This is a genomic window from Secundilactobacillus kimchicus JCM 15530, assembly GCF_001433995.1.
GTDB classification, from domain to species: domain Bacteria; phylum Bacillota; class Bacilli; order Lactobacillales; family Lactobacillaceae; genus Secundilactobacillus; species Secundilactobacillus kimchicus.
This window is the reverse complement of the sequence record NZ_AZCX01000015.1, coordinates 1-21,570: the sequence shown is the minus strand read 5'-3', so window position 1 is coordinate 21,570 and position 21,570 is coordinate 1. Positions and strand designations below refer to the sequence as shown.

General features: G+C 49.2%; 25 protein-coding genes. 21 read left to right on the top strand and 4 right to left on the bottom strand.

Annotated elements, in window-relative coordinates; genetic code table 11:
• Positions 1-22: 22 nt before the first annotated feature.
• A complete protein-coding gene (locus FC96_RS12080; protein ID WP_055679913.1) occupies positions 23-526 on the bottom strand; it encodes a phosphatidylglycerophosphatase A family protein in 504 nt (167 codons plus the stop codon).
• A gap of 176 nt (positions 527-702) precedes the next feature.
• Here FC96_RS12080 and FC96_RS12075 point away from each other — a divergent pair, with 176 nt between their 5' ends.
• From FC96_RS12075 to FC96_RS11995, 17 genes are all read left to right on the top strand, one after another.
• Positions 703-1,206, top strand: coding sequence for a hypothetical protein (locus tag FC96_RS12075; RefSeq protein ID WP_056943187.1), 504 nt, complete (start codon positions 703-705; stop codon positions 1,204-1,206).
• 67 nt (positions 1,207-1,273) lie between these two features.
• Positions 1,274-1,636, top strand: a complete 363-nt coding sequence (gene folB, locus FC96_RS12070) for a dihydroneopterin aldolase (protein ID WP_056943186.1) — start codon at positions 1,274-1,276, stop codon at positions 1,634-1,636.
• Positions 1,629-2,132, top strand: coding sequence for a 2-amino-4-hydroxy-6-hydroxymethyldihydropteridine diphosphokinase (gene folK / locus FC96_RS12065; RefSeq protein ID WP_055679911.1), 504 nt, complete (start codon positions 1,629-1,631; stop codon positions 2,130-2,132). Before folB ends, folK begins: the two co-directional genes overlap by 8 nt.
• Positions 2,125-2,694: a GTP cyclohydrolase I FolE gene (gene folE, locus FC96_RS12060; RefSeq protein ID WP_055679910.1), complete on the top strand. Its 570-nt coding sequence runs from the start codon at positions 2,125-2,127 to the stop codon at positions 2,692-2,694. The genes folK and folE overlap by 8 nt, the downstream gene beginning before the upstream one ends.
• 5 nt (positions 2,695-2,699) lie before the next feature.
• On the top strand, positions 2,700-4,037 hold the full coding sequence (locus FC96_RS12055) for a bifunctional folylpolyglutamate synthase/dihydrofolate synthase (protein ID WP_056943185.1): 1,338 nt from the start codon (positions 2,700-2,702) through the stop codon (positions 4,035-4,037).
• On the top strand, positions 4,027-4,626 hold the full coding sequence (locus FC96_RS12050; protein ID WP_055679909.1) for a non-canonical purine NTP pyrophosphatase: 600 nt from the start codon (positions 4,027-4,029) through the stop codon (positions 4,624-4,626). Before FC96_RS12055 ends, FC96_RS12050 begins: the two co-directional genes overlap by 11 nt.
• Positions 4,627-4,628: 2 nt before the next feature.
• The gene (folP, locus tag FC96_RS12045; RefSeq protein ID WP_056943184.1) at positions 4,629-5,768 is read left to right on the top strand and encodes a dihydropteroate synthase; all 1,140 of its coding nucleotides are present in this window, start codon (positions 4,629-4,631) and stop codon (positions 5,766-5,768) included.
• 328 nt (positions 5,769-6,096) lie between these two features.
• On the top strand, positions 6,097-7,599 hold the full coding sequence (locus FC96_RS12040; RefSeq protein WP_056943183.1) for an MFS transporter: 1,503 nt from the start codon (positions 6,097-6,099) through the stop codon (positions 7,597-7,599).
• A 1-nt stretch (position 7,600) separates the two neighbouring features.
• Positions 7,601-8,767 carry a chorismate synthase gene (gene aroC / locus FC96_RS12035; protein WP_056943182.1) on the top strand — a complete coding sequence of 389 codons (1,167 nt, stop codon included), beginning with the start codon at positions 7,601-7,603 and terminating at the stop codon, positions 8,765-8,767.
• A gap of 16 nt (positions 8,768-8,783) precedes the next feature.
• Positions 8,784-10,091, top strand: coding sequence for a 3-phosphoshikimate 1-carboxyvinyltransferase (gene aroA / locus FC96_RS12030; RefSeq protein ID WP_056943181.1), 1,308 nt, complete (start codon positions 8,784-8,786; stop codon positions 10,089-10,091).
• Positions 10,088-10,936: a prephenate dehydrogenase gene (locus FC96_RS12025; protein WP_056943180.1), complete on the top strand. Its 849-nt coding sequence runs from the start codon at positions 10,088-10,090 to the stop codon at positions 10,934-10,936. The genes aroA and FC96_RS12025 overlap by 4 nt, the downstream gene beginning before the upstream one ends.
• A 21-nt stretch (positions 10,937-10,957) precedes the next feature.
• Positions 10,958-11,470, top strand: a complete 513-nt coding sequence (locus FC96_RS12020) for a shikimate kinase (RefSeq protein WP_055679908.1) — start codon at positions 10,958-10,960, stop codon at positions 11,468-11,470.
• Between the two features lie 20 nt (positions 11,471-11,490).
• Positions 11,491-11,757, top strand: a complete 267-nt coding sequence (locus FC96_RS12015; RefSeq protein ID WP_055679907.1) for a hypothetical protein — start codon at positions 11,491-11,493, stop codon at positions 11,755-11,757.
• A gap of 242 nt (positions 11,758-11,999) precedes the next feature.
• Positions 12,000-12,749, top strand: a complete 750-nt coding sequence (locus FC96_RS12010) for an Ig-like domain-containing protein (protein WP_055679906.1) — start codon at positions 12,000-12,002, stop codon at positions 12,747-12,749.
• A gap of 187 nt (positions 12,750-12,936) precedes the next feature.
• Entirely contained in the window at positions 12,937-13,953 is a 1,017-nt protein-coding gene (locus FC96_RS12005; RefSeq protein ID WP_235804765.1) for a zinc-binding alcohol dehydrogenase family protein, read from the top strand.
• Positions 13,946-15,112, top strand: coding sequence for an MDR family MFS transporter (locus FC96_RS12000; RefSeq protein WP_056943179.1), 1,167 nt, complete (start codon positions 13,946-13,948; stop codon positions 15,110-15,112). Before FC96_RS12005 ends, FC96_RS12000 begins: the two co-directional genes overlap by 8 nt.
• Positions 15,109-15,870 carry a flavodoxin family protein gene (locus FC96_RS11995; protein WP_056943178.1) on the top strand — a complete coding sequence of 254 codons (762 nt, stop codon included), beginning with the start codon at positions 15,109-15,111 and terminating at the stop codon, positions 15,868-15,870. Before FC96_RS12000 ends, FC96_RS11995 begins: the two co-directional genes overlap by 4 nt.
• A 200-nt stretch (positions 15,871-16,070) precedes the next feature.
• Here the strand turns inward: FC96_RS11995 and FC96_RS11990 are convergent, their stop codons facing one another.
• Complete coding sequence (locus tag FC96_RS11990; RefSeq protein WP_055679904.1) at positions 16,071-16,820, bottom strand: NADPH-dependent oxidoreductase; 750 nt, start codon at positions 16,818-16,820, stop codon at positions 16,071-16,073.
• Between the two features lie 44 nt (positions 16,821-16,864).
• On the opposite strand from FC96_RS11990, the gene FC96_RS11985 reads away from it, so the two are divergent.
• Together FC96_RS11985 and FC96_RS11980 are read left to right on the top strand one after the other, a co-directional pair.
• Positions 16,865-17,326, top strand: a complete 462-nt coding sequence (locus tag FC96_RS11985; protein ID WP_055679903.1) for a DUF3290 family protein — start codon at positions 16,865-16,867, stop codon at positions 17,324-17,326.
• Positions 17,326-17,973: a DUF421 domain-containing protein gene (locus FC96_RS11980; RefSeq protein ID WP_055679902.1), complete on the top strand. Its 648-nt coding sequence runs from the start codon at positions 17,326-17,328 to the stop codon at positions 17,971-17,973. The genes FC96_RS11985 and FC96_RS11980 overlap by 1 nt, the downstream gene beginning before the upstream one ends.
• Here FC96_RS11980 and nrdI read toward each other — a convergent pair.
• A complete protein-coding gene (gene nrdI / locus FC96_RS11975) occupies positions 17,958-18,428 on the bottom strand; it encodes a class Ib ribonucleoside-diphosphate reductase assembly flavoprotein NrdI (protein WP_055679901.1) in 471 nt (156 codons plus the stop codon). The genes FC96_RS11980 and nrdI overlap by 16 nt on opposite strands.
• Before the next feature lie 153 nt (positions 18,429-18,581).
• On the opposite strand from nrdI, the gene FC96_RS11970 reads away from it, so the two are divergent.
• The gene (locus FC96_RS11970) at positions 18,582-19,163 is read left to right on the top strand and encodes a TetR/AcrR family transcriptional regulator (RefSeq protein ID WP_055679900.1); all 582 of its coding nucleotides are present in this window, start codon (positions 18,582-18,584) and stop codon (positions 19,161-19,163) included.
• Positions 19,164-19,233: 70 nt separating this feature from the next.
• Here the strand turns inward: FC96_RS11970 and FC96_RS11965 are convergent, their stop codons facing one another.
• Positions 19,234-20,634, bottom strand: a complete 1,401-nt coding sequence (locus FC96_RS11965) for a hemolysin family protein (protein ID WP_082593649.1) — start codon at positions 20,632-20,634, stop codon at positions 19,234-19,236.
• A 177-nt stretch (positions 20,635-20,811) separates the two neighbouring features.
• Here FC96_RS11965 and FC96_RS11960 point away from each other — a divergent pair, with 177 nt between their 5' ends.
• On the top strand, positions 20,812-21,171 hold the full coding sequence (locus FC96_RS11960) for a hypothetical protein (RefSeq protein ID WP_056943176.1): 360 nt from the start codon (positions 20,812-20,814) through the stop codon (positions 21,169-21,171).
• Positions 21,172-21,570 lie beyond the last annotated feature (399 nt).

Sequence of the window (21,570 nt, the reverse complement as noted above, 5' to 3'; positions counted from 1 at the left end):
TTTAACCGCCTTGCTCCACACTCTATGCGTACTTATGCGCTATCTTCGCTCCCGCCGCCGCTGCCACCGCCGCTATAATATCGTCCAAGAACGTATTGACGCCCTTGCCCTTTACGGTGTCCAGGCGCTTTAAGATGCCGTGTTTTTCCTTATCTAAATAACCGAAGTTTGTGGTGGCAATCTTGCCGTATATTCCGGAAATCCCACCTTCGGCTAACAGTTCGTCGACGCCAAAGACGCCCGCGTCATTTTCTACGATGGCCTGGAGAGGTTCTGGGAGTTGGTTGGCTGAGGCCGCTTGATCCAGCGCAATCCCGACCATGGCGTTGTTCATGACTTCCCGCTTATGCAGCACGTCAACCACCGCAGAGACGGCTTCTTCCTCTGTTAGCTGTGGCAGGTACTGTTTTTGGATATTGTAGGTGATTGAAGCGATATCAGCAATGTGAATCTGCTTTTGTTCGAGGTACTGCATGATGAAGTTGTAGGCCGCAGTATCAGGGTATTTGAAGTTTGGATTATTCATTTCGACGCTTCCTTTCCAATTTGGTTCGGCTCTTTCTAGTGTAACAACTTTTGACAGAAATGCACCCCCAGTGCACTAAAATAGAAAAACCGGCCAGACTAGGACGTCAAAGGATGGAATTTTTGGTATGATTGGTGCTATAGAGTTTTAAAACTTATCGCGCTTGGAGGTTCGTCATGAAACGGATACTGATAATGGTCGCAATACTGACGTCTGGCCTGTTGGCTGGATGTAGCAACGCTCAGTCACCGCACCGTGAGCCACACACACCGGCTGATGGGGAAGTAACGATTCAAAAGCGAGACGTTAGCGGTCAGGTCGTTCGTGATCTGTTATTGGCCAACCTACAAGCGACTCGGGCCGTTGCCGATTCAATTGTCCATGATGCAAAGCCCGGTCAAGACGTGGCGAGCGACCGCCAGCTGCGAACAGAAGGGCTGAAAGAAGAGCGGGACAAGGCCTTTAACGAACTGCGGCATTATCGGGGAATCAACGCCGCTAGTGCGACGCAAGCCATCTTGGACGCTGCTGATGTCAGTCGGTTAGCGATGGACTATGCGCAAGCCGTTCGCGACGGAGATCCCGTTGCCAAGGCCGAAAAACGCTATGATGCGGTGGCTGAGACGTTAACGCAAGACGTTGACCTTCTCTACGATGCCCTGACGGTGCCGCGCCGCTAGACCGCGTATCTGACGGTAGCTGTGAGACGTGATAGACTATATTAGAAATAACGAAGGGGACGACAGCGTGGGAGTTATTCGCATTCATAATTTACGGTTCCATACCTTTAATGGTGTCTTGCCAGAGGAGCGGCGAAACGGTCAGCAACTCGCAATTGACGTTTTTTTGGATTATCCGATTGAAACCCGGGTGCATGATGATGAATTGAGTACAACCATCAGTTATGCGGATGTGCGTGATGTGATTGACCGTTTCGTGCACGAGCATTCCTATAAGTTAATTGAGTCGCTGGCCAACGAATTATTGAAGGCCCTGTTAAATCAGTTTCCGGCAGAACGCGTGACGCTGAAGATCCGCAAGTATAGTGTCCCGATGCCGGGAATTTTTGACGATGTCGAAATCGAAGTTTCAGGAGGACAAAATGGCTGAACGAATTTATCTTAGTATTGGCTCAAATATTGGTGATCGCGCGGCTCGGCTTAACGACGCGCTGCGTGAATTAAACGCGAACGAACACATCACGGTCGTTCGTGTGTCCCCCGTGTACGAAACGCAACCTTGGGGGCTACTGGATCAGGAAAATTTCTATAATATTGCGGTTGCCATTACGACCGACCTAGACCCCGAGGCGCTGTTAACAGTTCTTCATGAAATTGAAAGAGGTCTCCACCGTATTCGGCATGAGCATTGGGGACCCCGGACAATTGATTTAGACATTATTTATTGGGGACTTCAAACGATTCATACGCGCGACCTGGAGATTCCCCATCCGCGGGCTAGTGAACGCAATTTTGTATTGCGACCGATTAAAGATATTGCGATTGACGATCCGGATATTAGCAACCTTGTCGACCGGTTCTTAGCAACTGGCGGCGACGAGAGCTGGATCAAAAAGCTAGGAGAAGTGACCCTACACTATGATTAATGAAGAAAACCAAGCAAAAATTGAAACGGCGGTCAAGATGATTTTAGAAGCCGTGGGTGAAGATCCGACTCGTGATGGCCTGCAAGAAACCCCGGCTCGAGTGGCTAGAATGTATCAGGAAGTGTTTTCCTCGTTGAACGCACCAGCCTTTGATAACTACAAACTATTTCCGGTTGAGGAAACCACTGAAATGGTGCTGATCAAAGACATCTCGTTTTACTCAATGTGTGAACATCACCTACTACCGTTTTTCGGGGTCGTTCATGTGGCCTATATTCCTAACCACAAGCAAGTCATGGGGTTAAGTAAGATTCCCCGGTTAATTGACTACTGCGCCAAGCGGCCAAACGTTCAAGAGCGAATGACCGTTAACATTGCCGCCGAATTGACGCGGATTTTGGACCCCAAAGGCGTTGCAGTTGCGGTCTCAGCGCGGCATATGTGCATGGAAATGCGCGGCGTTGAAAAGACGGGTTCCCACACTGAGACCAGCTATTACACCGGTGAATTTAAAACGAATAATGCCTTGAAAAGTGAGTTTTTACAACGAACGATTGGGTGATAAATATGCCAACCAAGCAAACCATTCACGAAATGTACCAAGCACTGATCGGCCAGTTTAATCAGGACCGGCTCGTCGGCAACGTTAATCGGGTGCCGTTATTGCGCCGTCTGGTGGCTGCTTTAAGTCATCCCGAACAACACGCCCACGTTATTCACATCGCTGGAACTAACGGGAAGGGATCAACGGGGGCCATGCTTGCGGCGGTTTTACAAGCGGCTGGATTTAAGGTCGGGCGCTTTAGTAGCCCTGCCATTTTAGATGATCGAGAACAAATTCAGATCAATAATCAGTGGATTTCGGAAGCGGACTTTATTGATACTTATACGGAAATCTTGCCAGTGGTCCAAAACATGGGGCTCAGTGTGAATGCCATTTCCATCTTTGAGTGGCAGTTCCTCATTAGCATTGTTTGGTTTCGTAATCAGCGCGTGGACTATATGATTTTGGAAGCGGGATTAGGTGGGAAAACGGATGCGACAAATGCAATCAGTGCCCCCCAGTTGACCGTTTTTAATAAAGTGGCGTTGGACCATATGCAGATTTTAGGGGACACCATTGAAAAAATTGCGATCCAAAAATCCAAGATTATTAAACCCGGGACAACCGTGGTAACGTTGGGAGATCAGGCGCCAGATGCGTTAAGGGTCCTGCAAAAAGAGGCCACTAAACAGGCGGTGCCCCTCATCTTAGCCCAGGCCGACATCACGGTTCAGGCGATTTCAGATGATGAAATGACCGTTAACGTCACTGGAGATGACCAGTCCTGGCCTAATCTGCGGTTGAACGTCATCGGTGTGTTTCAACTTCAAAATTTACGATTGGCGCTAGCAGTTTTGTCGGTGTTACGCCAGAAAAAAGCCGCCATCTCAGACGCTGCGGTGCGGACGGGACTTCAACAAATTCAGCTACCAGATCGGCTGACACCCATTGGGCAGCGACCGTTGACCCTATTGGATGTGGCCCATAATCCGGACGGGATGACGGCCCTTGTTCAGAGCGTGTCGATGCTGGCGGCTGATAAACCGATTATTTGGATCCTAGGTGTCTTGGCAGACAAGGCGGTCGCCGATATGGTCGCCATTGTGACGCCAGCAGCAAAGGCCATCATTACAGTCACCCCGGATAACCCGCAACGGGCAATGTCGGCGGTGACCTTGGCGAAGTGTATCCTGGCGCAGACGCCTGGTGCCCGAGTGGCGGCAGCGACGAGTATGGCTGAAGCACTCGAGCATGGTCGTCAGTTAGCTGGACCGGACGGCCTCGTGGTTGTCAGCGGGTCCTTTTACGTGGCTCGTGAGGTGGCTGAACTGGCAACCGGGGCAGCTGATCATGATGACTAACTGGCTCATTGCCTCTAATAATTTATATAAAACGGCTGACTTGCAACTAGCGTTGGCCTACTACGGGTTGTCAGCGGCCTCGTATCAGACGCTGATGGCGCCCGTCGCATTCCCAGAAGAAGGCGTGACGAGCTACCAAGACAACGCGACAGCAAAGGTCAAGTATCTGGCGGCCTTGGTCCCAGATACTGGTGTGATTGCTGATGATAGTGGTTTGACACTAGCGGCGCTTGGACAATCTGCTTTGGGGGTGACGACCAAGCGGACGCTGCATGCACAGTCGAATCTTAGTGATAATCAGGCTATTTTGGCCGCTTTAGCTGGTCAGTCAGACCGCCGTGCTACGATGTGGTGTACCCTGGTCGCCGTGACACCTCATGGCCGGTTAACGACCGCTACTGGCACGGTATCAGGCTATATTGCCCCAGCCCCAGTTGGTGATCAATCCACTGGGTTTGACAGAATCTTCACGTTAGCGTTGGGCGGACCGACCCTGGCGGAATTGTCGGATAAAACGCGAATTCCGTTAACGCATCGTGGTCGGGCTGCCAAGCAGTTAGTTGCAAGTTTAACTCAGGAGGGTGATTAACCATGCAAATTACCGATGTGACCACGACAATTGGCGAGCAATCAGGGCTACAATCCGCGTTTCGCCAGCTTATGAGTCAGCAACAGCTATTGGCATTATGCTTCCTAGATGTCAGCACCACCGAAGCTGACCGCCTGCATTTGCGGTTGGCCCAGCTGGATGCTATTTTTGTGACTCAAACGCCACTGACGGTCTTATTACCGTCACCCGCTATTAGTCAGTTGCGGGACCACTTTTCCGATTGGTTCCAAGATGCTGATGGTGCCACCGATCTGGCGGCAATTTTGGCCCGGCACCAATTGATCTGGCAAGTGGGGTCCCGTCGTCTTGATCTGACGAACCACGGGTTAATTTACGCCATTATGAACATCACACCAGATTCCTTTTACGACGGCGGCCGTTATACGACCGAAGACGCGGTTCTCAGCCACGTCGACGCCATGCTGGCAGCAGGCGCTGACGTGATTGAAGTCAACGGCCAATCAACGCGGCCGGGGTATGAAGAGGTCTCACCAGAAGTCGAGATTCAACGCACAATTCCGTACATTAAAGCCATTAAGCAACGGTTTGGCGACGTTTTAGTGGCCATTGATACCTATAAACCAGCAGTTATGGCGGCGGCTCTTGATGCGGACGTTGATATCATGAACGACATCAATAGTTTTGATGACGATCCGATTAAATTAACCATGATGGGTCAAAGCACGGTTGGCGTGTTGACGATGTTGAACATGCGGCAGCACAATTTTTCCCGGCTGACAGCGGAAATGCGGCAATTCTTCAAAGACAACCTCCAAAAACTTAAAGCAGCGGGAGTTGACGAACGGCGGATTGCGTTGGATCCTGGCATTGGGTTTTCGAACGTGGCTGATTCACAGCTGGACTACCCAATGATGCGAAACATGGCCTGGTTTAACGACTTTAATCGGCCACTCATGATTGCAATCTCTAATAAGGGATATCTAGCCAAATTACTGGACTTAAAAAAGACCGAACGGCTCCCAATGACCCTGGTGAACGAGGCCTTGATGATGAAGCAAGGTGGACGAATCTTGAGGGTTCACGATGTCTTAGAGACTAAGCAACTGGTCACGTTGTTTGACCGAATCCAGGCGGGATACTGGACCCCTGAAGAAAATTAAAATTAAATTAGGGTTGACGTGATTTTGGTAGTATGTTTTAATAAAAATAACATTTATGGGAGGGACTTCAACATGACAACAACTTGGCAAAACGCTAACGGCTTTTATTACGGCTATTATTTCTTTAGATAGCGTCCGCAACGATGATGCGGGCGCAAGGATTACGCGTTCGCGTCTAAAGCCAGCATGCCGTATGTTTTGTTGTGTGCCAGCTAGACGTGAGATCTAGCTGGTGAATAAAAGTCTCTTACGGGATAAAACCAACCAGCTAGAGTGCGCTCTAGCTGGTTTTTTCTTTTTCCTACATAAAATGAACGGAGTGACCATCATGACAACTACCAACAAGAAAGCTTTAGCCATCAGCCTTTACCTGAACTACCTCGTCCACGGAATTGGCCTGATTATCTTGACTCAAAATATGCAGGCACTAGGTCACTTTTGGAATGTGCCTATTGCGACCGTTTCCTACGTGGTATCGGGGATTGGAATTGGCCGCTTGCTGGCTTACTTTACGTTTGGGTACCTGTCAGACCGGTTTGGCCGCAAGTTTTTGATTTACGTTGGGATTTTAACTTATCTGGTCTTCTTCTTGGGAATGCCACTTGTGACTAACATTACGGCGGCCTATGGGTTAGCTATTTTAGCCGGAATTGCTAATTCCGCCCTTGATTCGGGAACTTACCCCACGTTCATGGAAATGGGTGGAAAGGAAAGTGCTTCAAACGTCTTCATTAAAGCCTTCATGTCACTGGGTGAGTTCATCTTACCGCTACTGGTGACGCTGCTTGAAGCTCGGAGTTGGTGGTATGGTTGGTCATTCATGTTAGCGGCGACCATTTTGGTGATTAACTTGGGATTAGTGACACGGGTCACCTTCCCTGAGCGAAATCGAACGGATCAGCAAGACGTTGTGACCGCCACACAACTCCCTAAAAACCAACGTTGGTTGGCGACCGTTGCCCTTTCAATCTATGGGTACACAACCATGGCCATTATGATTTTGTTCACTCAGTGGATCACTTTGTTTGCGACAAATGAACTGGGTTACAGCGGGATTGTTGCTCACGGGTTGCTGTCACTCTACAGCATTGGCTCAATCACGGGGGTTATCGTTATTTTCATCCTGTTGCGGCGGCAAGTTTCAGAAACGCGCTTGTTGGTCGTTGCCAATGCCGTCTCGTTGTTAGCACTGGTTGTCATGTTGAACACCCATCAGGAATGGTTAACGGCTGCTGCGGCCTTTATCTTTGGGTTTACGGCGGCAGGGGGGATGATGCAAGTTGCTTTAAACTTATTCTTGCGACTCTATCCCGCTCACAAAGGACTGGTTACGGGAACTTACTTCACTTTCGGCAGTATTGCGACCTTTACCGTGCCGATTTTCACGGGTTGGCTGTCGAAGCAAAGCATTGCTAGCGCCCTTGGGTCAGACATCCTGGTCGGTATTATCGGGTTGGTCATGGTGCTGATTGTCTGGTGGGCTCTGGGGAAACAAACGTCGTTAACAGCTGCTCGTCAACGCATTAATCACCTGGACCGGCTGATTGTTCGGTTGCTGGCCAAGCGGTTTGATGCTGTGACAGCAGTTAATGAAGCCAAACAAGAAGCCCACTTGCCCGTACTAGATGCAAGTCGAGAAGAGCGGGTACTCGAACGGGTGGCCCACTTTGATCCGAACCAGCGAACAAAACCGTACATGCAAGAAATTTACAAGACTGTCATGAGTGCCTCACGTGACTACCAACATGATTTATCTAATGCCCGGACCGACGCTGACCTCAGTCAGGATGGCCGCGGTGCACTTCAAACGAGTAACGGAAAGGATGCTTAACATGAACTACTTAACTGCAGGAGAATCACACGGACCACAACTAACGGGAATCATCGAAGGCATTCCGGCCGGCTTAAAACTTGATATCGAGGCCATTAACGCCCAGTTAGCTGCCCGACAAGGCGGCTACGGCCGCGGAAACCGCCAACAAATCGAACATGACCAAGTCACAATCGTGGGTGGCGTTCGGCATCAGATGACTCTGGGTTCACCGATTGCTTTAGTGGTGAACAATCGCGATCACGCGCACTGGTCTAAAATTATGGACCCAACCGCCGAAGAATCAGCTGAAAATACCCTGCGAAAGGTTGAGCGACCACGGCCGGGCCACGCCGACCTTGTTGGTGGTATGAAGTACGGGCACCGCGACCTACGAAATGTGTTGGAACGGTCATCGGCCCGAGAAACGGCCATTCGAGTCGCCATCGGGGCAGTGGCGAAGCAGCTATTAGCACAATTGGGCATTCAGTTAGTCGGTTACGTTCAGCAAATTGGACCGGTTGCGGCGGACACCACAAATCCAGTTGATGTCGACCAGATTGAAGCGGCAATCACAAAAAACGACTTACGAGTCGTTGAAAACGACAAAGTGGGCGACATCCACGCGTTGATCGACCAAACCAAAAAAGACGGGGATACCCTCGGCGGCATTATCCGGGTCGTTGCGACCAACGTCCCAGCCGGTCTGGGAAGCTACATCAGTTGGGACACGAAGCTGGACGCAAAGTTAGCGGCCGCCGTCATGGGTGTTAACGCCATGAAGGGCGTGGAGATTGGCGACGGGTTCACGGCCGCCACGAGCTTAGGTAGTCAGGTCATGGATGAGATCGACTGGCAACAAGACGCCGGGTTTTCGCGGGACTCGGACCATCTTGGTGGCTTTGAGGGTGGAATGACGAACGGAATGCCGGTGATTATCAAGGCTGCTATGAAGCCGATTCCAACCTTATACAAGCCACTTCAAAGCGTTGATGTGACCACCCATGAAGTTAAAAAAGCCAGCGTCGAACGTTCGGATACAACAGCCATTGTGCCAGCCTCAATCGTTATTGAAAGTGTTGTTGCCATTGAGTTAGCAAAGGCGATTACGGATACTTTTGATGGCAGCAATATGACTCGGTTGAAAGCCCAATTGGCCGCTTACCGCGACGAATTTAACCAATACTAAGCAAGGAGAGACGGCTATGAAGACACTTAATTCAAAACCACAGGCGGGGCTCCAAGGCCATTTAACGGTACCGGGGGACAAAAGTATCTCCCACCGGGGCATCATGTTTGGCGCAATTAGTCAGGGACAAACGGTGTTGCACCATTTTTTAACATCGGCTGACTGTCTCTCAACGTTAGCGGCGTTTCAGCAACTCGGCGTCCCCATCTCTCGGAGTGGGGACACGGTGACGATTGAAGGCGTGGGGCTTAATGGGCTGTCAGGTAGTTCAACGCCGTTAGACATGGGCAACTCTGGCACGACCACCCGCTTGATCATGGGGTTATTAGCTGGTCAGACCTTTGACAGCACGTTGGTTGGTGATGCCAGCCTCTCAAAGCGCCCTATGCGCCGGGTGAGTGACCCGTTAGGTGCCATGCACGCTGAAATTGAAACTAGCGACGGGCATTTACCAGTCACGGTTCATGGTCGTCAACTGACCGCGTTTAACGGCCGCCTCCAAGTGGCGAGTGCGCAAGTGAAGAGTGCGTTAATTCTAGCAGCGCTACAGGCGGATGGACCAAGTACTATCGTGGAACAGTTACCCACTCGGGATCATACGGAACGCCTGCTCAATGCATTTGGCGCCGATGTTCAAACTGCTAGCGATGGCATCACCATTACGGTGCAACCTCATCCGACCCTGCATGGTCAAACCATGACCGTTCCTGGGGATATGTCATCGGCTGCGTTTTTCATGGTCGCCGCTAGCCTGGTTCCCGGGTCAAAAGTAACCCTGGAAAACGTTGGGATGAACCCTACGCGAACGGGCTTGTTAGATATTTTGCAGCGGATGGGCGGCCAAGTGACCGTCGTACCGCGGTCCAGCAAAGGTGAACCAGTCGCGGACTTGACGATTGAAACCGCCCAGTTAAAGCCGATTGAAATCGGTGAAACGGCGATTCCTGCCGTGATTGATGAGCTGCCACTTGTCGCATTGTTAGCTGCTAAGGCTGATGGGATTTCGACCATTATTGGGGCCTCGGAACTCCGGGTCAAGGAGACCGACCGAATCAGCGCGGTGGTGACTGAATTTAAGAAACTGGGGATTGCCATTGAAGAACGACCAGATGGTTTTGTGATTGACGGCCGCCAGCCGTGGCACGTCACGGATGCCAATCTTGACGCCCATAACGATCACCGGATTGGGATGGTGCTGGCGATTGCGTCGCTGCTAGTGGCAACGCCGTTGCGGTTAGCTGGCGAGGAAAGTGTCGGGATCTCTTACCCCAACTTTTTCGCCGACTTAGCGACGTTACTCCCTAAGGAAGTGGGTCAGCCATGACGACAGTGTTGATTAGCGGATTAGGCTTAATTGGCAGTTCGCTTGCCCGGATGATTCGGAAAAGCAAGCCGGACGCAACGGTGTTGGGAAGTGATCCAGACTCGGATACCAGTCAGTTTATGCTGGACCACCAGTTGATGCATCACCGAATCGACTTTGAAACTGGCGCGGTTCAAGCTGACGTGATTATCCTGGCCGGTCCGGTCTCGGTGATTACAACGCAACTCGCAACGTTAGCGCGACTGAACTTAAAACCGGGGGTCCTAGTGACTGATGTCGGTAGTACCAAAGCCGCGGTGCTGGCGGCTGCTCAGCCGTTGATGGATCGCCACGTGGCCTTCTTGGGCGGCCATCCGATGGCAGGATCCCACAAAACTGGGAGTGCAGCGGGCGCTATTCAGCTCTTTATGCACGCCAGTTACTTTTTAGTCCCGGGAACGGCGACAGAGGCGCAGCTCGACATACTTAAGGGCTTATTGGCGCCCGCCCAGTTTCACTACATTGAACTATCGGCTGACCGCCACGATCAACTCGTGAGCACGACCAGTCATTTACCACACGTTGTGGCGGCTACGTTGATGAATACAGCGCAGCAGCAGTTGGCCGGAGAACCCAACTGGCATGCCGGTACTGCTGGTGGCTTTCGGGATACCACGCGGATTTCAGCGGCCGATCCGACCATGTGGACGGCGATTATGACCAGCAATCGCGAGGCCATTTTAGGTGAACTAACCGCCTTTGAAGCACAACTTGCGACGCTGCGGCAGGCGATTGAATCAGGGGACCAAGCGGCCATTCACGCATTTTTTGATCAGGCGCAACGGGCCCGTCAAACGTTGAATTAATTCAGAAAAGGAAGTGAGCTCATGCGAGCAATTTTAGTTGGGTTTATGGGGAGCGGCAAAACCACGGTGGGTCAGCTATTGGCTGATGAGCTGCAAACAGCGCACCGGGACTTAGATGATATGATTGTGGAACGGGCGGGCAAACCCGTTCAGCAAATTTTCGATGACGATGGTGAGCAAGCCTTCCGAGCGATGGAACACCAAGTGTTAAAGGACGCCTTGGCTGACGACGGTATTTTATCAACGGGGGGTGGTACCCCAATCCAGGCGGCCAACATGGCGCTGTTGCAAGCCAGTAACGTGCCAGTCATCTTGTTAGACGTCGCGCCAGCCACTATCCTGAGCCGTCTTAGTGGGGATAATGTTCGTCCGCTAGTTAAAAAGTTAGGGCTCGGCGGACTGGTGGACTTGAAAGGTGAACGGGATAGTCGGTATCATGAAGTGAGTGATGTTGAAATTGCGACGGATGATTTAACCCCGGAAGAGGTTGTCGACGCCGTTCTAACAGCCATTCACGCAACTAACCATGGTTAGTGAACTGGGGATGATGAGACGTGGAAATTATTTCGCTGCCCTTGCAGCTTAACCGCTACATCAAGCAGCGGTATCGCGATGGCACCAGTATGGGATACGTGGTCAACCGCAACCCATTTGAACTGAATCAGTACGGCGTCCACCTGGACTTACTGGATAAGAAGGGTAAGGTTTACCAAAAAATTGAGGTTTACTTCGATCAAGATCAGCGTTTATCGCAACCCTTTGAAGCAAATGGGCGGCGTTATCGACTGATGCTGACCGAGGAACCGCCGAAACCGAATTAAAGGCACTTCACCGAGCAACTTATGAAGATAAGTGGTTGGGTGAAGTGCCTTTTTGGTGATTTTCTGGTGGTCTCAGCCAAAAATCGGACTCGCTTTTCAAGGGCTAAGGAGTGACGGTTACTGCCCCGCTCAAGCAATCCTTAAGCAGGATTAAAAATGGCTAAGGATTGTCTAAAAAGGTTGGTTTTACGACAAGCACCGGTTATACTCATCCTTGTACTCAAAATAAAGGAGCGACTTTCATGAAAAAACTATTTGGATTTGTAGCAGGTTTAGGGCTTGCTCTAGGCCTTTTCGGAGCTGGTCAGGTTGCGTCGGCTGCCACTAGCCCTAGCTTAAGTGTGAACCCGATTTCCGCATCAAGCACCATTGTGACGGGGAAGGCGACTAAAGGCGTTCGCATTATTGTTCGGTCCGTTAGTAAGAAGACGTTGGCTAATGCTCAGGCATCTGCCAAGACTGGTGCTTTCAAAGTGACGTTACCAGCTAAGCAAAAAGCGGGCACTAAGTTGTACGTTTATGCTCGTAACAGTTCAACGAAGGCTTACTTTTACCGAATTATGACGGTCCAAGCAACCAACACAACAACGAGCACGACTTCAAGCAACAAGGGTGCGACGACCCCTTCAAACGGGACACAAAAGACGGCAAATTTTAAGGCGCCAGCAACCCCAACGGGCCTATGGACGTCTAACACCTACAAGGGTTACAAGATGGCCGTTTCATTCCGGCAGTCAACGGGCTTGAACCAACGGGTTTACCTTGGTAAGAAGACGGCGGCGCCACTGACGAACGCCGCTTACAGCGTTGATGCTAAGACACCAACGTTTTGGGCAATCAATGTTCGGGCAAAGGGTGGTGCAAAGACGACCTTCTATATTCGCTACACGGCTGCTAACAAGTTTATCCTAGTTAACAGCAAGAACCAAGCAGTGAAGATGAGCTTTGGCAAGGCGCCGGCTGGCCACTACGTTTTTACACTTAACAAGTAATTGAATCAATCGGGACTGGTCAAGCAATCAGTTCCAACGATAAACCCGGAATGTTCATGGCGAACATTCCGGGTTTATTATGTTCTGAACGGTTAAATAAGGAACAGTCAATCTTCAAACCAATGGTTCCCACTTACTAGCAAACTACGATACAATCAAAGTGTCAAAGAAAATGGAGGGGATCAAAATGGTCGAAATTAAAGCAGTCCAAGCGACTGATGCTAAGACGTTTGAAGACGTCTTGATTCAACAGCCGGCCGTGACGGACCACGGGATTCTCGTTGAAGTGAGTGCCGTTTCGGTTAACCCGGTTGATACGAAACTAAAGGAAGGATTAACGGCCCCTAAAATTCTCGGTTATGACGCAGTGGGCGTTGTTGCGGAAGTGGGGCCCGACGTCACTAAGTTTAAGGTTGGTGACCGGGTCTACTACGCCGGTAGTACCCAAGTTGCGGGGAGTAACCAAGAAAAGCAACTGGTTGATGAGCGACTGGTTAGCCTGGCACCAGAACGGTTAACGGATGCTGCTGCGGCAGCGATGCCACTGACCACGTTGACGGCTTACGAATTACTGTTCGAAAAAATGGGCTTTACCGCGGCGGCCAATGCCAATTCTGGGGCCACGTTACTGGTTGTGAATGGGGCTGGTGGTGTGGGCTCAATCCTGACACAGCTTGCTCACTGGGCGGGTCTGACCGTGTTAGCGACGAGTAGTCCCAAGAACTTTGATTGGCTCAAAAATCACGGGGTCGATCACGTGCTGGATTATCACGATGATCTTATTCAACAGGTGCACGATCTGGGCTTCACCACCGTTGATGGGGTGGCGTTATTGTTAGCGCCAGACCTGTATTTTGATGTTGCAGCCGCACTCATTCGGCCGTTTGGCCACATCGGCAGCATTGTGGGACGGCCTGTTGAATTACCGATGTATCAGATTAAGAATAAGGCAGCTAGTTTCGACTTCGAATACATGTTCGCTAAGTCGGATGCTGGGTACCGCGTTGAGACTCAGGGGGAGATCTTGGCGCAAGCGGCTCGGCTATTCGACGCAGGCGTGCTCGTTAGTACCTTAACAACCACCATTGACGCAGGGATTAGCGCGTCAACACTAACCGAGGCTCATGCGACTGTTTCAGCCGGTCACATGGTTGGCAAGCTAGTCATCAGTGGTGGTGTGACCGGTGAGGCGGCTCATGATTAAAGTCCGTCATGAAATCCGGCTCCCCATGTTGTTTTTAGCGACCTTACTGCTGAACGCCGGGGCCGCTTTTATGTGGCCACTGACCACGATTTACATGAATAAAATGCTTCATAAATCACTAACCACCGCTGGAATGACCTTGCTCATCATGTCATTGATGATGATGGTGGGGAACTACGTTGGTGGTCGGCTCTTTGACCACTGGTCCCCTTATAAGACGGGGTTGTTGGGCGCGGGCCTCTCGCTGACAGCGATGATTGCCCTTATTTTTAGCCATGGTTGGCCGATGTTTGGGATTCTCCTGGTCGTTGTTGGGTTTGGCGACGGGATTAGCCTTACCGTTAGTAATTCGTTTGGTGCGACCATTAAGCACCATACGACCCGTCAGGTGTTCAATGCGCTATACATTGCCTTAAATGTCGGCGTGGTGATTGGAACCCTTTTGGTGGGGTATCTGTTAGCCCTTGGCATCACGGTCGTGTTTGTTGTGACGACGGCGTGTTACGTGGCGCTGTTCCTCATTATGGTCACGGAATTTCGCATTGACCTGCCAGTTGTGAAGCGTAGTGATCGGCAGAAATACCATCTGGCAAAGCCTAACCTGCATCAGATCTGGATTTTGTGTGGGATGGTCTTCACCATTTACGCGAGCTATTCGCTGTGGGAAAGTGTGCTATCCGTTCATATGACGAATCTGCACATTGCCTTTCACGACTACAGCCTACTCTGGACGTTGAACGGACTCATGATTGTGATTGGTCAGCCCATCATGAACCGACTGTTTGCCCATCGGTCATTGCCAGGGCAGATTGCAGGCGGGACGCTATTATTCGCGAGCTCCTTTTTCCTCCTGACATTTGCCAGTCAGTACTGGACCTTTGTGGTCATTATGATCGTGCTGACCATTGGCGAAATGATCGGGTTCCCGGGCCTCCCTGCTTGGGTCGACAGTTTATCGTTAGATGCACCCAAGGGTGAGTTTCAGGGGCTTTACAACATCTCTATCTCGCTCGGCCGGGCCGTGGGACCGTTGTTTGGAGGTCTCATGATTGATTACTTCAGTTACCAGTCACTCTTTTTAACGATTACCATTGCCATGGTACTTATGGTAGCATGGACAATAGGACATTACTTAAAGAGTGGGAGGACTTCAGCATGAAAATCCTCGGCATACTTGGCGCCCACCGAAACGATGGCGCAACGGCCATGATGTTGGATGCGGTGCTAGGCGGCGTGAAAGCACCAAATGAAACGGAAACGATTTACTTAGAAGATTACAACTTTAAGCCGGATACCCGTGACCAGCGCGATCCGGTGCTCGATGAGTTGGAAGCTAAAATGCTGGCCAGCGATATTTGGGTCATTGCGGCACCGACGTATTGGGGCGCGTTATCAGGCGAAATGAAGAACTTTTTTGACTGTATGCGTCAACGGCTAGTCCGGTTTGACCACGAGGGTGGCACACACCCGGATCGGTTTAAGGATAAGCACTATCTTAGCCTGACGAACTGTTACGCTAGCCCGATTGAAAACTGGGTCACTGGGGTGACTGATCAAGCCTTTCGAACGATTGACAAGGTCATGTCTGCTGCTGGGGTCATTAAGATTCACGAGTTGGTGTTGACTAATACCTGGGGGCTTGAGGCGCTACCGGAAGCCAAGGCCCGCGAATGTCAAAAGTGGGGCAATCGGCTTAATACTAAGATCAAAAAGGATGATTCGACAATGAAACGCTATATTCAGCTCTTTTTTATGGTTGCTCTGATGGCTTTATTGACCATGGGCATTCAAGTGGTCTTCCATTTAACGCCGACAACCGGATTCTGGCTTCACTATGCGTCGTTTGTCTTCATCTTCTACGTCTTGTTGGCCGCTATTTTGCATTTCTTTACGGTCGTGAAGCATCGTAGACGGTGAATTGAAATGAGCTTGTGATAAAACTCGGGAGGTTTCAGGACATCCCCCCCCAAAAACCGATTCCGACAAGCTTGTCGGAATCGGTTTTTTTTGGACAATACGACTGAAACATGAGCTTTGGTACTAGTCCACCCAAGAAAATACTTGTTAAAGTAGACTTATTAGACCTGTCGCTTTTTGATTTTAATGTCAGCCACTCCTTAAGCCAATTTAAATCCCTGCTGGCCAATCAACGTGGCCAGTTCCGCGCGGACTTTTGGATCTCGTGACAATTCCGCAGTGATGTGGTGGCTAAATGTTTCGGTTCGGCGGTGGCTATCCCGGTTTTGGTAGTAAGCGGCGAGTTGTGCATCGTAGTCGATCAGCTGATTATCGAAGTTCTCTGGAAGCTGATACTGATTGGTGAAGTGAACCAGTGGTTCGGGTAATCGCGGCTTTAAGTCGGGCGTGTGCTCGGGATGCCCAATGGCAATGCCTAAAAGTGGAAAAGTCAGTTCGGGCAGGTGCAATAGCTCAATTAGGCGGCCAGCGTCGTTTAGGATACTTCCCATGATAGTGCTGCCTAATCCCATGCTTTCGCCAGCAATAACAATGTTTTCGGTCGCAATGGCCGCATCAAAGACACTTGCTAAAAACTTGTCGGTACTGTGAAGAATGGCCGGATCGACGCCAGCTTGCTGAGCAAGTTGGCGATTTCGATACTGATCTGCAATCACAATGAAGTAGTGACCAGCGCTTTCTAACCAATGGTGGCCAGTGATGTCACCGATTGCATGCTTAAGCGTTGGATCGGTAATGCTTAAAAGGCTGTATTGTTGAGAAAAGGTGCTGGTTGGTGCGTGCTGGGCAGCTTTGACGAGGGTCGTGACCTCGTCAGCCGTCAACGGCTCAGTTGTGAATTGGCGAATACTGCGGTGATTGAAAAGTTGTGGCAAAATAGAGTTATCCAAAATAATTCATCCTTTCAATGATGTGTGGGAGAAGAGGGAGCAAGATGACATTTTATACTTATAAGTACCTCAGTAATCAAAACTACTCGGGGACTTATCTCCGGATTGCGGGCCTCAGCGTGCTACTTATTGCAGCTGTGGTCGTGTTATTTCTGTACTACCGGCACCGATCGTCGGTGAAATACCGAGATCTAGCGGTTATTTTCCTAATCGGGAGTCTGCTGATGATTGGGTTTCAATACCAGGATTACTCGTTTTTGAAGGATTCTAAAAATCAGAGTACGGCCGTGGTTGGCGTCCTACGTGAAGTGGCGAGTCAAAACCACGTCAAGGCCAGTCATTTGCAATCGGACTCAACGACGGCGACGGACGGGATGCTGGTCCGTGATATTAAGAGCGGCCAGTATTACCGGGTGATCTTTAATAGCGACCAATCCGGATTCATTACCGAGAAGATTCAGGTCCAACTCAATCGAAATAAAATGAACGTTGTGGGGGAATCGTAATGCTAGGATACAGTGACGTCTTTATCAAATTAATCGTGGGCTTTTTATTCATTACCGTGCTCATTAATCTCATGGGAAAGGGAAATTTAGCCCCAACGTCTCCCATGGACCAGATTCAAAACTACGTCCTTGGGGGCATCGTGGGTGGGGTCTTATATAACCCAGACATCACGCTGATTAAGTTCGTGATTATCCTACTACTCTGGTCGCTACTTATTTTGGTGATGCGGTACTTGACCATCCACGTCCAATTTATTCAAAAGTTCTTGAACGGTGAACCAGTGGTAATTATTCGTAATGGTGAGATACTGGTTGAAAACTGTCTACGAGCAAACCTATCTGCAAAGGACGTGACGCTGAAGTTACGCATGGCAGGGGTGGTTGATGCGAGTGCTGTCAAGCGGGCGATTCTGGAACCGAGTGGTCAATTGACCGTTGTTAACTACGGGGATACAAACGTGAAATTTCCGGTCATCACGGATGGCACCGTCGACCTTGATGTGTTGGAACTGATGGAAAAAGACCTCCCTTGGCTGGAGGAAAACCTACGCCGGCAGGGGGTCTCATCAATCAAAGACGTGTATTTAGCAGAATTCAGAAACAATCAACTTGTGATTTCTGGGTATCCGGATCACTTAGCCTCATAGAGCTGCATGGCTTCGACTAACTGCCGATACACCCGAATCTCGTCGGCTGCTGTTCCTCGGAGTTCGAAATCGGCGACAAACGGGGCATCGTAAAGCTTACCGTAGCGCTTAGCGGTCAGACAATACTGCTCGTTGAAGTTCCGGTTACCGCTGCCGACAACGCCCATCAACTTGCGGGCGTTGTTGTGAAAGGCAATGTATTCGCCCATGACGTTGGTCATGAGTTCCTTTACCCCACTATCAATACCGTTTCCACCGTCGAGGTAAGTGGGAACAAAGCAGAAGTAAGGGTCAACCTCATCTGTAAAATCAGTTTGTTCAGAGATTTCTGTGGCACTGATGGTGGGTAATCCCTTGTTCTTGTCATGCTGACCGGCGGCGTAGGCTGTCAGCTTATTAACGAAGTACCGGGTGTTGCCTTCGATTGAAATAAATAAAATGCGCATATTTTCCATTTTTGAGACCTCCGATAGATTGAATCAGTCTTTTTATTATAGTTGGAATTGCTTTAATTTTGAATTAATTTTGATTGCAAAGCTCGTGTAGCATTACCATTGTACGCTAAAATAGTGACAATTTGGAATTGTTTTTAAGGGGAGTGTGACAACGTGGCAGATCACGAAGACTTACGAATTCGGCGAACGCGAACTCAGATTGAACAAGCCTTTTTCGAGTTATTGAAGACCAAACCATTCAACGAATTGACGGTCCAAGACATCAGCCAAAGGGCAAAGGTTGGTCGTTCCACGTTCTATAGTCACTATTACGATAAATACGATCTGCTGGAATCGCTCGTGCGGGATTACTCCACCATTTTTCAAGATATCGTCCAGCAGCGGTTCAGTATCCAAACGCCGGAGATCGGGTCCAATACCGTGCGGGTCTTGATTGTCGCATTGACCCAGTACCGGCAAAACCTGTTGTTACTATTTAACCTACACACGGAGACGGCAGATTTAGAGCGGAATTTTAAGCAGATTTTGAAGAAAACGGCCGCTGACTACTTTGCTAAAATTCGCTTGGCAGATCGGACTAACTTACCGATGGATTACTTGAGTGAGTTGTATGCCAGTAACGTCATCATGTTCTTGATGTGGCAGTTACGCCACGGAAAGAATGATGCCGTCATTCGGTTTGGTGACCGGTTGCAAGAATTCGTCCTAAAACCTGAGGGCTTGGATCTCTCATAACAGGGTGACAAAAAAGGGTCTACTCAACGGCGGTAACCGCTGTCGAGTAGACCCTTTTTGAGATAAGTTGTTAATGATTATCGTCGTCACGTTTATGGCGATCGCGACGTGATTTATCGTCTTCGTCCTCGTCAGTTTCGACTACTGGTTCGTGGACAGTCACTTCGAACCAGTTAACAAATGAATTTTCGTAATCTAAGACCTTAAAGTCGAAGTTTTCGATCTTGATCACTTCGCCCTGACGGAGATCAGGATGGTTATCCAAAATTGATCCGGCAATCGTGACCGTTTCGCCTTTTTCAAATTCCTTGATATCAACGTCAAAGTAGCGTTCGAAGTCGTAAGTTGTCATTTTACCACTGACTTGATAGGTGCCGTTCGGTTGCTTAAAGATGTCTTCATTAACCGTTGGATCAATTTCATCGCGAACGGTCCCGAACAGTTCTTCGTAAATATCCTTGTCGGTGATAATTCCAGACGTTCCGCCGTATTCATCCACGACGACCACGATTGGGGTCCGCTTACGGATCATTTGTTGCAAGACCTGAGTGATGGGTGTTGATTCAGGGGTCGTGGAGATGTTGCGCAATAACTTATCAACCCGGATGTCCGGGTTCACTTGTTGTTGGCGGATGAGATCGTAGTTGTAAACGTAACCTAGTATCTTATCCTTATCGCCGTCCGCCACAACTGGTAGGCGGCTAAACTTTTCTTGGAGGTAGACCTTAATGGCCTCTTTAACTGTCGTTTCGATATCAATCACAATTAAGGCTGTTCGGTCAATCATGATATCTTTGGCGACTTTATCATTAAGTTCAAAGGCGCGTTGCATGTACACGTAATCGTCTTTTTCCAATTCACCGCCTTCGACGGCATTTTTTGAAAGGGATAAAATTTCGGCTTGGGAGAAGACCTCATCACTTTCATTAGCTACTGGCAGGCCTAACATCCGGACGACACCGTTGGCTGAAACGTTGAGTAACCAAACAAACGGATAGAACAAGACGTGACAGTAGTGCAGCGGAGATGTGATGTAACGCAGTACTTTGACGGGCATGTCAATTGAAATGTTCTTTGGAACAATTTCGGTAAACACCACTTCTAAGTACGTTAGTAAAATCACACCAACAACGGCACCAATCGCGTGAGCGGCTGCCCCACCCGGATTGGTATGGGTCACGTTCATGACGTCCATTAAGATGGCCGAGATTGTTGATTCTCCTAACCACCCAAGGATGATCCCAGCCAGGGACACCCCAACCTGAGTCGTTGACAGGTATTCGTTCAAATTTTTGACCATGTGAAGCGAACGCTTGAGGCGCTTTTGAGAGCCTTCCCCATTTTCAATTAATTCTTCAAGGGCACTGGGCCTGGCTTGCACGAGGGCAAACTCACAGGCAACGAAAAATGCCGCAAAGAAGAACGTGATTAAAATAACGATTAGATTAATTATTATCTGACCACTATCCAAAAATTCATTCCTCATTTCATTTCATTAAATCCTAAAAAAATCCTAGTATAAGAAGTCTACCTCAAATTATACAGCTTGCAAGCTTCTTTTTTAAGTCCTGACGACAATTTTAACTTTTCAGACCATTAGTGCTACTATTAAGTTGTATTCAATTCCATTAATTAGGAGATCTTAAGAATGGCAACAAAAAGTGCAGAACCTAAAGCAGTGGAGAAAACGTTTGATTTTCCAGACGCATTAGTGAAGAAAGCTGCCGACCTGATTGCCAAGCAGGGGTATGTCTCCCGCAAGGAAATTTCTGAAATGCAGGACTTAGAATGGGCCGTCGGCTTTGGGAAAAAAGTTGACCGGTACTTCTTAGATGCTGACGCCAAACGCTACATTTATACCGAAAAGTTTGACTTTGCGGGTGGCGAGATTGATGCGATCATTTGGGACATGGATCAAATCACGACCCGGGAAGCGGCCTTAGAAAAACTAGCGGAGGTTCTGGGTAAAAAAGTGATTAATGGTAAGCTTGATCAAGTGACCTACTAATTTATCATAATTATTGAAGAAAGTCAGTCGATCAGGCTGGCTTTTTAATTTACTCCAACACCTAATTCTAGCCGATGGCAGCAAGAAATGCATGGATTTACGTTTGCAAATAATCGTTTTCACAAGTCAGTCTAAAATGTCCCTGTTGATTTTGGCGCTAGGAAGCCAGGATTTAAAATTCGTGGCACCGATATCTAGGGAAAATCGGATGAACAGAAGCTTTTAGAGTTTTTTGAGCCACGTTAAATACTTGATTTAGCAAGCATTTAACAGGATGTTACTGCTTATTAAAATTGTGAAGTATTTACACAAACTCAAGTGAATGGTATATTGAAAGCGGTTTAAGGAATAGTGAGGAGTGTTTACTAATGAAGGAAAATTTTGATTTTTTAATGCCTA